A 12,749-nucleotide genomic window follows, 5' to 3' on the forward strand; every position below is an offset into this window, starting at 1 on the left:
CTCATCCCCACACTGTCAGAAAATGTGAGGGGATTACCCATGGATTTCAAAATCAATGGCCGTGCTGTCAGCTATGACGGCGACGGTGAAATGCCGCTGCTTTGGTATCTCCGTGACCTTGAGGGCATGACCGGTACCAAGTTTGGTTGCGGCGCGGGCCTTTGTGGTGCGTGCACCGTGCATGTGGACGGCATGGCCGTGCGCTCCTGCCAAACCTGGATGGACGATGTTGACGGCACCGAAGTCACCACCATTGAAGGCTTGGGGAACGGTGAAACCCTCCATGCGCTTCAGGTTGCATGGGCTGAAAACGACGTGCCGCAGTGCGGCTATTGCCAGTCCGGCCAGATCATGCAGGCGGCGTCCCTTTTGGCTGAAAACCCGAACCCGACCGATGAAGAAATTGATGTCGCCATGTCCGGCAACATCTGTCGTTGCGGTACCTATCAGCGCATCAAAAAGTCGATCCGCGATGTGGCATCGGGCAAAGTAAAAGGAGGCACGATATGAGCCTCCACATTGAAAACGTATCCCGCCGCGGCATCCTGAAGGGTGCAGGCATTGTTGGTGGCCTTGTGCTTACGGCGCCGCTCATGTCTAAGGGTTTGCTTGCTGAAATCAAAAAAGCATCCGGCATGCTGGAAGCCACCAACTATCTGTCCATCAGCGAAGACGGCACGGTGAATATCTATATCCACCGGGTTGAGATGGGGCAGGGTAGCCGTACCGGCTTGCCGCAGATCATCGCCGATGAACTGGAAGCAGACTGGAGCCGCATCAATTTTGTGGCGGCCTTCGGCGACCAGAAGTTTGGTGACCAGAATACCGATGGCTCCACGTCCATCCGCAAATTCTATGACACCTTCCGCCACGCAGGTGCTGCCGCCCGCATGATGCTGGAGCAGGCTGCTGCGAAGAAATGGGACGTTGACGCGTCGCAGGTTGAAGCGCGGGAGCACCGTATCGTCAACAAGGCGACAGGCGATAGCGCTGATTTCAGCGAATTTGTCACGGCCGCGGCGGAACTTCCGGTTCCGGCAGTTGACAAGGTTACGTTCAAATCGAAAGACCAACACCGTTTCATCGGCAAGCCTGTGCGCAATATCTACATGAAGGATTTTGTCACCGGCTCCAGCCAGTTCGGGCAGGACGTTCGGCGCGAAGGCATGCTCTATGCCGTCGCCATGCGCCCGCCGGTGCTGGGCGGCAAGCTCAAGGGCTACAACAAGGAAGCCGCCATGGCGGTGTCTGGCGTTGTGGACGTGGTAGAGCTGCCAGCTTTCGAGAAGCCGATCATGTTCAAACCGCTTGGCGGTGTCGCGGTCCTTGCCACCAATACTTATGCCGCGAAAAAAGGCCTTGAGGCCCTCGCGGCCGAGTTCGAGGCTGGCGATAACGGCGGTTATGATACGGCGGCTTATGAGCAGACGCTCTGGCAATCCATCGAAGGGGAAGATGTAAACTTCCTCAAGCGCGGTGACGTGGACGGCGCACTTTCAAGCGCCGCGAAGGTAGTGGAGGCTGACTATTTTGTGCCGCACCTTCATCACGCGCCGATGGAGCCACCAGCCGCAACGGCAGAGTGGCGGGACGGCAAGCTTATGATGTGGGTCTGCTGTCAGGACCCGCAGTCGGTGCAGCAGACCGTGGCGCCTTATGTGGGCCTGAAGCCAGAAGACGTGCATGTGGAAGCAACGTTGCTTGGTGGCGCGTTTGGCCGCAAATCCAAGCCGGACTTCGCAGCCGAAGCCGCAATCCTTGCCAAACACGCAGGCAAGCCTGTCAAGATGGTCTGGACGCGGGAAGATGATATGCAGCACAGCTACTATCACACCATTTCAGCGCAGCGCGTGAAAGCGGCGATTGATGCTGACGGCAAGGTAACCGCCTATAAGCACAAATCCGCGTTTCCTTCGATCTTCGAGATTTTCAACCCGGCCACCGAACACCCTGTGCCGCTGGAAATGGGCCTTGGCCTTCTCGATATCCCGTTTGAAACCGCGAATATGCAGATCGACGCCGGTAGGGCACGGGGCCATGTGCGTATTGGCTGGATGCGGTCTGTGACCAATATCCAGCATGCTTTTGCTGTTGGCTCCTTCGTGGATGAACTGGCGGAAGCCACTGGCAAACGCACGGACGCCATGTGGATGGAGCTGATCGGTTCTGACCGTACGCTCGACCCCGCGAAAGACGGTGCCGACTATTTCAACTATGGTGAAAGCCTTGAGCGTCACCCGCTTGAGACTGCCCGCCTTAAGGGTGTGCTCAAGAAAGTGGTTGAGATGTCCGGCTACGGCAAGAAGATGCCGAAGGGTCATGGCCTTGGCCTTTCCGTGCACCGCAGCTTTGTGACCTATGTGGCAACTGTTGTGGAAGTGGCTGTGGACGGTGATGGCAATCTCTCGGTACCGCGCGCTTGGGTCGCGGCGGATTGCGGGCTTGCCGTGAACCCTGACCGCGTGAAGTCGCAGATGGAGGGCGCTGTTGTGTTCGGCACATCAATCGCCCTGCACGGCGAAATCACGGCGAAAGACGGGATCATTGAGCAGACGAACTTTGACGGTTACCCTGTGTGCCGCATGAACGAGTGCCCGCATGTGGAGGTCGCCATTCTTGAGACCACCGGTGTACCGGGCGGGGTAGGTGAACCTGGCGTGCCACCTGTTGCACCCGCGATCACGAATGCGATTTTTGCCGCGACAGGTAACCGTATTCGGCGTTTGCCAATCGGGCATCAGCTCAGCGCGTAAACGGCGCACAGCCAAAAAAACGAGAAAGGCGGCCCCGGGGAGAAGGGGCCGCCTTTTTCATTTGATAATGCTCTAACTGATTAGAAGCGGAAAGCCACACCAACGCTCGGCACCACAGTGTCGTCGCCGTATACGTTAGCTTTCACGCGCAGGGATACGTTGTCACCCACGGCGCGCTCGTAACCTGCAACGAAGCTGATGTCGTCACCGGTTGCGGAAAAGCCAGCAGCCGAAGCTTTTGCTTTCACGTAGCCGATGCCACCGAAAATAAGGTCGCGTTTTTCAGCGCCGAACGCGTAACCAACCGTACCGTTCACGGTCCAGATATGGTCGAGATACTGGATGTCAGCGGTGCCGAACGTACCTTCAAGGCCAACAACAATGTTGTTGGCCAGTTGTACGCGGTAGCCACCTACAGCACCGTAATAAATGTCATCATTGGCGTCGCTGAAGGTGTGGCCAAATTCACCACCAAGGAAGAAGCCGTCGAAGTGTTTGTTGTCTTCTTGTGCATTAGCCGCACCTGCAAAAAGCATGGCTGCTGCTACGGTCGCTGTCATAAGTTTCGTTTTCATAATTCTCAATCCTCGTATTGGTCTGTTGTTTTTTCACGCTTGTCTTTTGTGCAAGCGCGCTGGGTAGATAATGCTTCTAAAATAGAAGTCAATATCGTTGTGCGATTTGTTTTAACTTACTGATTTATGTGATGTTTTTGTCACATCCACGGAGTGTGGCCAGCGAAAATAACTCGCAGGATATGGTCTCTCGCCCCTTTCGCTACAAGGTCCGGGACATAAGGAATTTTCACCTTATGTCCTGCAAGTTTGATCGTGAGGGTCGCAAGCCCGCGGCGCCGTTGGCCCGGCGTGCGTGTGACCTTCACTGATTGCGCCTTGTGGAGCGGAAATAAGACCAATTTGTGGCCGATTAAGCCGGTGCGAACGGCAAAATACCTGCCGTCCGACCAATATCCCAACCTGCGGTAATTCAGCCACATAAACGGAAGTATGAGGGCGGGTAACAGGTTCAGAAGCAGGAACCATGGTGTGGCCAGAAATGACAATGAAACCGAGAGCAAAGCCACGGGGCTGGCCCAGTCAACAAAGAACAGGCGCTTCAGGTACATCGGGTTGACACCTGTGAAGCTTATGCCACCAAAATCCAGATCGGGATACAGGTGCGATACAAGCTTTGCGGTATTCTCGTCCGTCAGGCTGGGTACGATGAATTTCGACTGTTTGGGGTTGAGGTTTCCCTCCTCCCAGTCATTTGAAAAGCCGACCTGCAGCAGTGTGGCGTGGCGGCGCTTTAACAGGATTGCAGGCCATGGTTGCTTCAGTTCCAGTGCCTGAACCTTGCGTTCAGGCAGGCTGGTTTCCGAGCGTTCAAACAGGCCCTTCAATCTCAGGAAGCGGCCATCCTCAAAGCTGAGCCGGTAATCATGATAAATGACAATGGCCCCAATGACCGACAGCAGCATCATGAAGGCGAACAGTGCAACAAGCGTAGCGATACCGAGGAGAGTGGCTGTAATGGTATCCAGCGATGCGATATAACTTTCCGGTAGCTTGAGCCATTCGTTGATCATCTTGCCAACTTTGTCGTCCACCTGGCTTATGGCACCGGCGGCAAGACCCGCAAAAACCCACATATTATTGTTCGACAGGCCATAGCGCACCAACTCACCAACCTTGTGATGGAGTAGCACGCCTGCGCTATCCTCGTTGGAGAGTGCGTCTGCCACAGCGGCAGCCTGAGGTTCAGCAACTGCCGGACGGGCGAGCACGGCTTTACGCAGCTCTTCTGCTACCCGGCGGTCGATGCCCGCAAGGTTTACTTCCTCAGATGCCGAGCCAGCGCTCTCCAGCGCCATGGTTACGAGGCCAAAGGGCCTGAAATAAATGGGTTCCTTGATGGCGATATTCTGGATGCGGTCAAACGACAGGGTCAGCCGTTTTTTCTGCAGTACGCCGCGGTGGATCAGGAAGGCATTCCGGTTCACGCGGAAACGGAAGTTGATGTAGGAAAGCACGGACGCCACCAGAAGAACGACAAGCGCTACGCCGATCCCAAACACAATCATGCCCAACCGGTTGCTGCCGGTCGCGAACACGATACCCCCGAAAATGGCCAGATTCTGAATGCCTTGGCGGGCGAAGCCGACGACAAATCGCAGGATAAAATATATGACGGACATGGGCGACAGGCGTTGCCATTCGCTCCCCGGCACTGTGGCGTCCTGATTTTCCGCGCTGAAGTCAGTCATCGTTATGGTCGGCCCCAACTTTCTCGAGGATGAAAGCGCGCAGCTTGATGGCTTCTTCTTCCCGCAGCGCGGGGATGGTGAGGTCAGCGCTGCCACCACCTGCGGCAAAGAATTTGAGCTTCGAGAGGCCGAAGAAACGGTCGAGGATATCGCGGGTTATTTCCACGTGCTGGATGCGGTTGAAGGGCAATGAGGTCTCGCCGCGCCAGAAAATGCCGCTTCGGTAGTGCACATCCTGTTCCCGGACTGCATAGCCGCACAGGGATGCCGCAAGGCGGCAGAAGAAGATGATGATAGGCAGTGCAATCAGCGGCAGAAGGTAGAGCAGGTAGCCATGAGAGAAGCGCGCAGCAAGCCCAGTGACTGTAATGATAACCGACCAGCCGGTGGTGAGCCCGGCCCATGAGAGCAGCGAAATTATGAGCAGCGTGCTGGCGTGATGTCGGTCCAGCGGCTGGTAATTGATGCTGTCCGCTTCCGGCAAATCATCCGTTTGAATAAGCTCTGTCGTGAAACCTGTCGTGGCCATGCGCTTCCCCCTCGCACAGTTATTTGTTCGCTCGCCTCTAGGCAGGACTTGAACGTCTTTCCCATACTTGGGTATAAGGCGGGCGTATCTCAAGGGCGACAATTTTTGCGGCCCGGTTACTGAAGTAGGGCAATTATGGCGCCACCAATCCTCAGCCTCAAGGAAATCAACCTCCACTGGGGGGCAAACCCGGTTCTCGATGCGCTCGAAATGCACATCGGCGTTACGGACAGGCTTTGCCTGATCGGTCGCAACGGTACGGGTAAATCCACGCTGCTCAAGGTGATTGCGGGTATCATTGAGCCCGATGGTGGCGAGCGCTGGGTCCAGCCTGGCAGCCGCATCGCTTATTTGCCGCAGGAACCGGACGCGAGCGCGTATGCGACCCTTAAGGATTACATCATGGGTGGCCTGCCGGAGGACGAGCAGGACCAGGACTACCGCGCTGATGTGCTGATTGAAGACCTTGATATCAAAGGTGACGCGGCACCGTCGACCGCATCAGGCGGGGAGCTGCGGCGCGCCGCACTCGCGCGCACCCTGATTGGCGAGCCGGAACTGCTGCTTCTCGACGAGCCGACCAACCACCTTGATATCAACACCATTCAGTGGCTTGAGGCGTTCCTCAAGAACTGGCGCGGTGCCATGGTGCTGATCAGTCACGACCGCGCTTTCCTGCAGAACCTCACCACCGCCTGCCTGTGGCTTGACCGTGGCCGTATCCGCCGCCTCGATGAAGGCTTCACCAAGTTCGAGGAATGGCAGGAAAAGGTTTACGGTGAGGAAGCAGAAGCGCTCAAGAAGCTCGACAAGGTTATCAAGGAAGAAACCCGCTGGTCGGTTGAAGGGATCAGCGCCCGTAGGACCCGGAACCAGGGCCGCCTCCGCCGCCTTTATGACATGCGCAAGGAGCGCCGGAACGTGGTGCAGGCCACGGGGCAGGTGAATATCTCGCTCGCGGGCGCCGACCGTTCGGGCACGCGGGTGATTGAAGCCAAGGATATCTCCAAGGCCTATGATGGCCGCACGCTCTTCAAGGATTTTTCCGTCCGCATCAACCGGGGTGACCGTATCGGCATCATCGGGCCGAATGGCGCGGGCAAGTCGACGCTCCTCAAGGTTCTCGTCGGCGAGCTTGAGCCAGACGAAGGCAGCATCAAGCTTGGCACCAACCTTGAGACCATCCTCATCGACCAGAAACGCGCTGACCTCAAGGACGACATGACCGTTGTTGACGTGCTCACCGGCGGGCGCGGGGACTGGGTCTTTGTGGGCGGCGAGAGCAAACATGTGATGAGCTATCTGAAGGATTTCCTGTTTGATCCGTCTGTCGCCAACACACCGGTGCATGCGCTTTCGGGCGGGGAACGTAACCGGCTGCTGATCGCGGCCAATTTCGCCAAGCCGTCGAACCTGATGATCCTCGACGAGCCGACCAACGACCTGGATATGGATACGCTCGACCTTCTGCAGGAAGTGCTGGCGGATTATAAGGGTACCATCCTGCTCGTGAGCCACGACCGGGACTTCCTTGACCGCGTGGTCACCAGTTCGATTGTCATGGAAGGTGACGGCACGGTGACCGAATATCCGGGTGGCTATTCCGATTACAAGGCGCTGAAGGCGCTGACGGAAAAAGCGGCGGAACCCGCGCGCACCGAGAAGCCGAAGGCGAATGTCACCAACATCGCAGACGCGCCGAAGAAAAAAGCCAGCAAGCTTTCCTACAAAGACCAGCGCGAGCTTGACCAGCTTCCGGCCGAAGTTGAAATGCTGTCGATGAAAATATCGAACATGGAAGCCGAACTGTCGGACCCGGATCTTTATGCCAAGAACTTCAAACGGTTCGAGAGCCTCTCGAAAGAGCTTGAGGCCATGCGCGATACGCTTGATGAGAAGGAAATGCGCTGGCTGGAGCTTGAGGAACTGCGGGAAAGCCTGGACCGGTGAGGGCGCACCTGTCGGACCTTTGGTGGTTTGGCATCAAGCAGGCCTGGGCCTGCCTCTTTGGCGCGGTGCTGCTCGCGCTAATCCTGTGCAGCTATTTCTTCTGGCCAGCGGACGCCCTGATCGCCCGCTATGATTTCCTGTTCCTGAGCGCGCTTCTTGTGCAAGTCATCATGCTCGCCTTCCGGCTTGAGACATGGGACGAGGCCAAGGTTATCTTCATCTTCCATGTGGTCGGTACGGTAATGGAGATATTCAAAACCCATATGGGCTCGTGGGTGTATCCAGAAGAAAACTTCTTTCGCATTGGCGGCGTACCGCTGTTCTCTGGCTTTATGTATGCTTCAGTCGGTAGTTATTTTGCCCGCGTGTGGCGGCTGTTTGACTTCCGTTTCAGCAACTACCCACCTGCATGGAGCCCTTTTGGGCTCGCCGCTGCCATCTATGTGAATTTTTTCACCCATCACTATTTTTGGGACGTACGCGGGCTATTGTTTGCGGCGACAGTGCTTATGTATGCCCGTTGCCGCATCTATTTCACGCCGAACGGCAGGCGGCACAGCATGCCCATTCTGCTCGCGCTTTTTCTCGGTGCCGGGTTTATCTGGCTCGCGGAAAATATCGCCACATTCGGCAAGATTTGGCTGTACCCCAACCAGCATGAGGGCTGGCAGCTCGTCTCGTTCTCCAAGCTTGGCTCATGGTTCCTCTTGATGATCATCAGCGGCGCACTGGTGAGCATCATTCAAAAGCCGCAGGCTGAACCTAAAGGTCCTTGAACGCCACGCCAAGCTCATCCTCAAGCAGATGGATGTTCCGGATGTTGGCCTTGTAGCCAATGTCGAAAAGGTCGCCGATCAATGGGATTGAGCCTATGGCCCAGTCGAGGACAAGGTTCACGAGCATACGGGCAATTGTGCCCTTGCTTGCGCCCATGCGCCAGCCTTCAAGAATGATATAGGCGGCCATCAATGCTGTCACCGTGTCACCAGCGCCGGGTATCAGGCCGAGGATGCTATCGAGGCCGAAGCGGATGCTGGTGCCTGGCAACTTGAATTGACTGTCGAGCAGCCGGGCAAGGCGATAAATGCGCTTCGCCCGTGTGCGGTTGGTTTCATTCATGCTGTTGTGGCCGGCTTCTGCCATCATCACCCCCTAGTTCGCGAACCCGATGTATTCCCCGAAGTGGACGGAGAAGACGAGGGCGACCGCCGCGAAAGCAAACAGCTTGAGGAGAAGCGGTGTCACGAACTTCACCCATTGCACATAGGGGATTTTCCCAAGCGCGAGGGTCCCGATCACGAGCGCGCTGGTGGGCACAACCATATTGGTGAAACCGTCACCAAACTGGTAGGCCAGCACGGCTGTTTGTTGCGATACGCCCGTAAGATCCGCAAGCGGGGACATAATCGGCATGGTCACAAAAGCCTGTCCGCTGCCGGAGGGGATGAAGAAGTTGGTGATGGTTTGCACGCCAAGCATGCCAAGCGCCGCCATATCGGGGCCGAGGCCATCCAGCAGCGAAGCGATGGCGTTGATGATGGTGTCGATAATCATGCCGTCGGTCAGCACAACTTCAATCGCGCGGGCGAAACCGATAAGAAGGGCCGCTGCCGTCATCTCCGCCGCGCCGCCAACAAACACTTTGCCTGCGTCGTTCGGGTCCATGCGGGCAATGAGCGCGGTCAGCGCACCGATGGCGAGGAAGATGGTATTCAGCTCCAGAATATACCAACCCCAGTTCTGCGCGCCGTATACGAAGAAGACGATACCGCCCACAAACACCGAGAGGATCAGCTTGCGTGGCCACGTGAAGGCGACATCCTCTGGAATGTCAAAACCCTTGGAATAGTCCACGTGGGCGACAAGGCTTTTGCTGGGATCAGCCTGAATTTTGCGCGCATAGGCATAGATATGCTGAAAAGCGATCAACAGGCAGATAAGGAACAATACCACACGGAACCACAGGCCGGAGGTGGGCGGCAGGCCCGCGATATCCTGCGCGATGAGCACACCAAAAGGGTTGGTGCCGGCAGTTGCCCAGCCAACGCCGTAACTGGCCCACAGGATGCCCATGGCGACAATGCTGTCGAGCTTCATGGCGAGGCACATGGTCACGAGGATGGGGATGAGCGGCATATATTCTTCGCCCATGCCGATGGTGAAGGCGCCCGCACCAAAAAGCACGAGCGTGCCGCCAATCAGGATGCCGGGGCTTGCGCCAAAGGCACGCACCGCGCGGAACAGCACCGCGTCAATCGCGCCCGAGGCACGCAGGAGTGCGATCACGCCGCCCACAAGAAAGACAAGAAAGATAATCTCCTGCGCGCTTTCAAGCCCGCGCGGGATGGCGGTCAGGAAATGCCAGGGTTCAAGGCTTGGCGCGGCTTCAGCGGCATGGAAGCTGCCGGGCACCACCATGTCCCCATGCAGGCCTTCAGGCGCAGGGACACGGTCAAAAGTACCGGAAGGAATGATGTAAGACAGGATTTGCGCGACGATGATCAGCGAAAAAATAAGAACAAGTGAATCCGGAAACCACCCCTTCTTTTTTTCCGGCTTTCCTTCACTGGCGGAAATGCTCGCCATAAAATAGCCTCCAGATGCCTGATTTATTATTGTTGTACCAATATTGGCAGTTAAGCAGGATGATGTCACGCGGTGTTGTTTTGCGCTTTCATTTTCAAGGCATGATGCGGAGGGTGGTTTGATGAAGAAGCTTTTGGTTGCTCATGGTGCTGCCGCCTTGATGGCGCTCGTAGGTGCATCGTCAAGCATGGCAGATACAGCTTGTGTGCCCGCACTGCCGGAAGCGCACGCCAATAATGCGGTCGCGGTCACAGAGGTGGACGGCAAACCCACGCTCTTTTCTTTCGCTGGCCTGAAGGCTGGCAAAAGATGGGCGGACACATCCAAAAGCGCGTTCATGTTCCGGGAAGGCGACACAAGCTGGCGCGTGCTGCCTGATGTGCCGGTGGATGTTGGTCGTCTTGCCGCAACCGCGGAGGCCGTGGGCGGTAAAGTCTATCTCTTCGGTGGGTACAGCGTGGCGAAGGACGGCTCCGAGGTTTCGGAGCCTGAGAATTTTGTCTTTGATCCCGTCGCGGGCAGCTACACCCGCATCGCGGACATGCCGCTGCCGGTCGATGACACGGTCAGCTTTGTCTATAAGGCACGTTATATCTACCTTGTCTCCGGCTGGCACAATGAAGGCAATGTGCGCGACGTGCAGGTTTATGATGTCGCGACTGACAGTTGGTCCAAGGCAAGTGACTATCCCGGCAGCCCGGTATTCGGTCACGCAGGCGGCATTGTTGGTAATCGCTTCGTGATTGCGGACGGTGTCGCTGTGGTGGGCGAGAGCGAAGATGGCAGGCGCCAGTTCGACACGGTCAATGAAGGCTGGATGGGCATCATTGACGAAAATGACCCCACCACCATCACCTATCGCCGCCTGCCGCAACTGCCCGGCCGTGGCCACTACCGCATGGGTGGGGAAGGTGACGTTGAAGGTAACCGTGTGCTCTTTGTCGGCGGGACCCCCAATGCCTATAACTATAACGGCATTGGCTACAACGGTGAGCCGTCAAAACCGCAAAAGCATGTCTTCGCGTGGGATTTCACCAAGGATAACTGGGTGGCTTACGATGATAAACCGGTCGCCAGCATGGACCACCGCGGCCTTGTGAGTTGGGCCGGTGACTGGATCACGATTGGCGGACTGATTGCTGGGCAACAGGTAACCGGCGATGTACTTTCCACCCTCGGCCAGGTCACAACCTGCCGCTAAAGCCCGACATCCCAGCAGTCCTTGACCGTCACGCCGCGCATCCATACGTCGGCCCAGCGGGCTTTTTTCTCGTCGCCGGATAAGGTCTTGGGAGAAACAGTGGTCGGGGCGGGGAAATCTTTGTACTTCGCGAGTGCGCGCACGTTCACCGCAGCGCGGCGTTCGTCGTCCACGTCACACGTCACGCAGGTTAGTACGCCGCAGCGCTGGCACAGCCAGAAACGCGCGTTCATGCTGCCTTGCTCAAAAAGGTTGATGGCGGCCTCGTTCTGGACCTCAATCTCAAGCGTGGCATCGGGGTGCGAGACCCAGGCGGCACCGTGATTGGTGCAGAAGTCACAGTCACAGGCGCGCGGTGTCCAGCCTTCCGGCGTTTGCTCGCTCGTCACACGCACGGCAATATTGCCGCAATAACACCCGCCTTCATGTACTGCCACTTGTTCCTCCTCTAGGGTATTCGCGCACGCGGCGCAGCTTGGCACAAGAAAGCGCTCCTTTATAGGGCGAATTTGCCAACTTCCCCCTGTTCAAGCGCTTTAAATCTGCTAATAAGAGGGCCAACTGGCGCCGGGCCTCTCTGTCCCGCGCGGCAAAACCACGAACAATAATGTTAGGATAAGCTGCAGAGGGTAACCATGGCAGGCCATTCCAAGTTTAAGAACATCATGCACCGCAAGGGTGCGCAGGACAAAAAGCGTTCCAAAGTTTTCTCGAAGCTGAGCCGCGAGATCACCGTTGCTGCTAAGATGGGCGGCGAGGACGCAGACAGCAACCCACGCCTCCGTCTCGCCATTGCGACGGCACGCGCGCAGTCGATGCCGAAAGACAATATCGAACGCGCAATTGCCAAGGCATCGGGCGGCGACGCCGAGAACTATGATGAAATGCGCTATGAGGGTTATGCCTCGGGCGGCGTTGGCATCATCGTTGAGGCGCTGACGGACAACCGCAACCGTACGGCATCCGACGTTCGCACCATCTTCGGCAAAGCCGGCGGTAACATGGGCGAAAGCGGCTCGGTACAGTTCATGTTCGACCGTGTGGGCGAAATCTTCTTCCCGGCTGATGCTGCGGGCGCTGACGATATGTTCGAAGCCGCGCTTGAAGCTGGTGCTGATGAGGTCGAGAGCGACGAGGACGGCCACGCGGTCTATACCGACGCGGCTGAGCTTCACGCTGTTGTTTCCGCGCTCACCGAAGCGCTCGGCAAGGAACCAGAGAGCGCGAAGCTCATCTGGAAGCCGAAAGAGCCGATTTCGCTTGATAAAGAAGGCGCCGAGAAAGTCATGCGCCTTATCGAAGCACTTGAAGACAATGACGACGTTCAGACCGTCTTCGGCAACTATGACATCCCGGAAGATGTCCTGGCCGAACTTGACGCTGAATAAGCCATAAGCCAAAAAAGAGGCCTGCCCACGATTTGCGGGCGGGCCTTTTATTTTAAGTAAACCTTGGGGAGCGAGG

At 57.0% G+C, this 12,749-nt stretch carries 12 protein-coding genes and 2 pseudogenes; 8 read left to right on the top strand and 6 right to left on the bottom strand.

Annotation, left to right across the window (positions count from 1 at the left end; genetic code table 11):
- Positions 1-39: 39 nt before the first annotated feature.
- Complete coding sequence (locus B150_RS0109770) at positions 40-510, top strand: (2Fe-2S)-binding protein (RefSeq protein WP_020399736.1); 471 nt, start codon at positions 40-42, stop codon at positions 508-510.
- Positions 507-2,753 (top strand): xanthine dehydrogenase family protein molybdopterin-binding subunit, encoded by a 2,247-nt coding sequence (locus B150_RS0109775; RefSeq protein ID WP_020399737.1) that lies wholly within the window; start codon positions 507-509, stop codon positions 2,751-2,753. Before B150_RS0109770 ends, B150_RS0109775 begins: the two co-directional genes overlap by 4 nt.
- Before the next feature lie 80 nt (positions 2,754-2,833).
- Here B150_RS0109775 and B150_RS0109780 read toward each other — a convergent pair whose 3' ends face one another.
- The 3 genes from B150_RS0109780 to B150_RS22370 all read right to left on the bottom strand — a co-directional run bounded on the left by B150_RS0109780 (position 2,834) and on the right by B150_RS22370 (position 5,548).
- A complete protein-coding gene (locus B150_RS0109780) occupies positions 2,834-3,328 on the bottom strand; it encodes an outer membrane beta-barrel protein (RefSeq protein WP_020399738.1) in 495 nt (164 codons plus the stop codon).
- 140 nt (positions 3,329-3,468) lie between these two features.
- Positions 3,469-5,019, bottom strand: coding sequence for a PH domain-containing protein (locus tag B150_RS0109785; RefSeq protein WP_020399739.1), 1,551 nt, complete (start codon positions 5,017-5,019; stop codon positions 3,469-3,471).
- Positions 5,012-5,548: a PH domain-containing protein gene (locus tag B150_RS22370; protein ID WP_020399740.1), complete on the bottom strand. Its 537-nt coding sequence runs from the start codon at positions 5,546-5,548 to the stop codon at positions 5,012-5,014. Before B150_RS22370 ends, B150_RS0109785 begins: the two co-directional genes overlap by 8 nt.
- Positions 5,549-5,758: 210 nt before the next feature.
- On the opposite strand from B150_RS22370, the pseudogene B150_RS23620 reads away from it, so the two are divergent.
- The 4 genes and pseudogenes from B150_RS23620 to B150_RS0109800 all read left to right on the top strand — a co-directional run.
- A pseudogene (locus tag B150_RS23620) lies at positions 5,759-6,121 on the top strand (ATP-binding cassette domain-containing protein); the annotation flags it as partial.
- Positions 6,122-6,151: 30 nt separating this feature from the next.
- Positions 6,152-6,976 (top strand): annotated as a pseudogene (locus tag B150_RS23625) (ATP-binding cassette domain-containing protein); the annotation flags it as partial.
- 132 nt (positions 6,977-7,108) lie between these two features.
- On the top strand, positions 7,109-7,498 hold the full coding sequence (locus B150_RS23630; protein WP_425311194.1) for a hypothetical protein: 390 nt from the start codon (positions 7,109-7,111) through the stop codon (positions 7,496-7,498).
- Positions 7,495-8,274 (top strand): DUF817 domain-containing protein, encoded by a 780-nt coding sequence (locus B150_RS0109800; protein WP_020399742.1) that lies wholly within the window; start codon positions 7,495-7,497, stop codon positions 8,272-8,274. The genes B150_RS23630 and B150_RS0109800 overlap by 4 nt, the downstream gene beginning before the upstream one ends.
- Here B150_RS0109800 and B150_RS0109805 read toward each other — a convergent pair.
- Together B150_RS0109805 and B150_RS0109810 are read right to left on the bottom strand one after the other, a co-directional pair.
- Positions 8,261-8,644 carry a DUF4112 domain-containing protein gene (locus tag B150_RS0109805; RefSeq protein ID WP_202899419.1) on the bottom strand — a complete coding sequence of 128 codons (384 nt, stop codon included), beginning with the start codon at positions 8,642-8,644 and terminating at the stop codon, positions 8,261-8,263. The two genes, B150_RS0109800 and B150_RS0109805, sit on opposite strands and share 14 nt — an antisense overlap.
- A 6-nt stretch (positions 8,645-8,650) precedes the next feature.
- Complete coding sequence (locus B150_RS0109810) at positions 8,651-10,084, bottom strand: YfcC family protein (RefSeq protein WP_020399744.1); 1,434 nt, start codon at positions 10,082-10,084, stop codon at positions 8,651-8,653.
- 121 nt (positions 10,085-10,205) lie between these two features.
- Between B150_RS0109810 and B150_RS20460 the strand changes: the two genes are divergently transcribed.
- Positions 10,206-11,285 (top strand): Kelch repeat-containing protein, encoded by a 1,080-nt coding sequence (locus B150_RS20460; protein WP_020399745.1) that lies wholly within the window; start codon positions 10,206-10,208, stop codon positions 11,283-11,285.
- Here the strand turns inward: B150_RS20460 and B150_RS0109820 are convergent.
- Complete coding sequence (locus tag B150_RS0109820) at positions 11,282-11,722, bottom strand: GFA family protein (protein WP_020399746.1); 441 nt, start codon at positions 11,720-11,722, stop codon at positions 11,282-11,284. The genes B150_RS20460 and B150_RS0109820 overlap by 4 nt on opposite strands.
- A 198-nt stretch (positions 11,723-11,920) precedes the next feature.
- Here B150_RS0109820 and B150_RS0109825 point away from each other — a divergent pair, with 198 nt between their 5' ends.
- Positions 11,921-12,673 carry a YebC/PmpR family DNA-binding transcriptional regulator gene (locus tag B150_RS0109825; protein WP_020399747.1) on the top strand — a complete coding sequence of 251 codons (753 nt, stop codon included), beginning with the start codon at positions 11,921-11,923 and terminating at the stop codon, positions 12,671-12,673.
- Positions 12,674-12,749: the final 76 nt, after the last annotated feature.

Origin of the sequence: Kordiimonas gwangyangensis DSM 19435 = JCM 12864, from assembly GCF_000375545.1 — a bacterium.
Lineage (GTDB): Bacteria > Pseudomonadota > Alphaproteobacteria > Sphingomonadales > Kordiimonadaceae > Kordiimonas > Kordiimonas gwangyangensis.

Excerpts from the sequence above, each read along its gene's own strand:
- B150_RS20460 (WP_020399745.1), top strand. The coding sequence starts at position 10,206 with ATGAAGAAGCTTTTGGTTGCTCATGGTGCTGCCGCCTTGATGGCGCTC.
- B150_RS0109775 (WP_020399737.1), top strand. The coding sequence starts at position 507 with ATGAGCCTCCACATTGAAAACGTATCCCGCCGCGGCATCCTGAAGGGT.
- B150_RS0109805 (WP_202899419.1), bottom strand. The coding sequence starts at position 8,644 with ATGATGGCAGAAGCCGGCCACAACAGCATGAATGAAACCAACCGCACA.
- B150_RS0109770 (WP_020399736.1), top strand. The coding sequence starts at position 40 with ATGGATTTCAAAATCAATGGCCGTGCTGTCAGCTATGACGGCGACGGT.
- B150_RS0109780 (WP_020399738.1), bottom strand. The coding sequence starts at position 3,328 with ATGAAAACGAAACTTATGACAGCGACCGTAGCAGCAGCCATGCTTTTT.
- B150_RS0109825 (WP_020399747.1), top strand. The coding sequence starts at position 11,921 with ATGGCAGGCCATTCCAAGTTTAAGAACATCATGCACCGCAAGGGTGCG.
- B150_RS0109785 (WP_020399739.1), bottom strand. The coding sequence starts at position 5,019 with ATGACTGACTTCAGCGCGGAAAATCAGGACGCCACAGTGCCGGGGAGC.
- B150_RS22370 (WP_020399740.1), bottom strand. The coding sequence starts at position 5,548 with ATGGCCACGACAGGTTTCACGACAGAGCTTATTCAAACGGATGATTTG.
- B150_RS23630 (WP_425311194.1), top strand. The coding sequence starts at position 7,109 with ATGGAAGGTGACGGCACGGTGACCGAATATCCGGGTGGCTATTCCGAT.
- B150_RS0109810 (WP_020399744.1), bottom strand. The coding sequence starts at position 10,084 with ATGGCGAGCATTTCCGCCAGTGAAGGAAAGCCGGAAAAAAAGAAGGGG.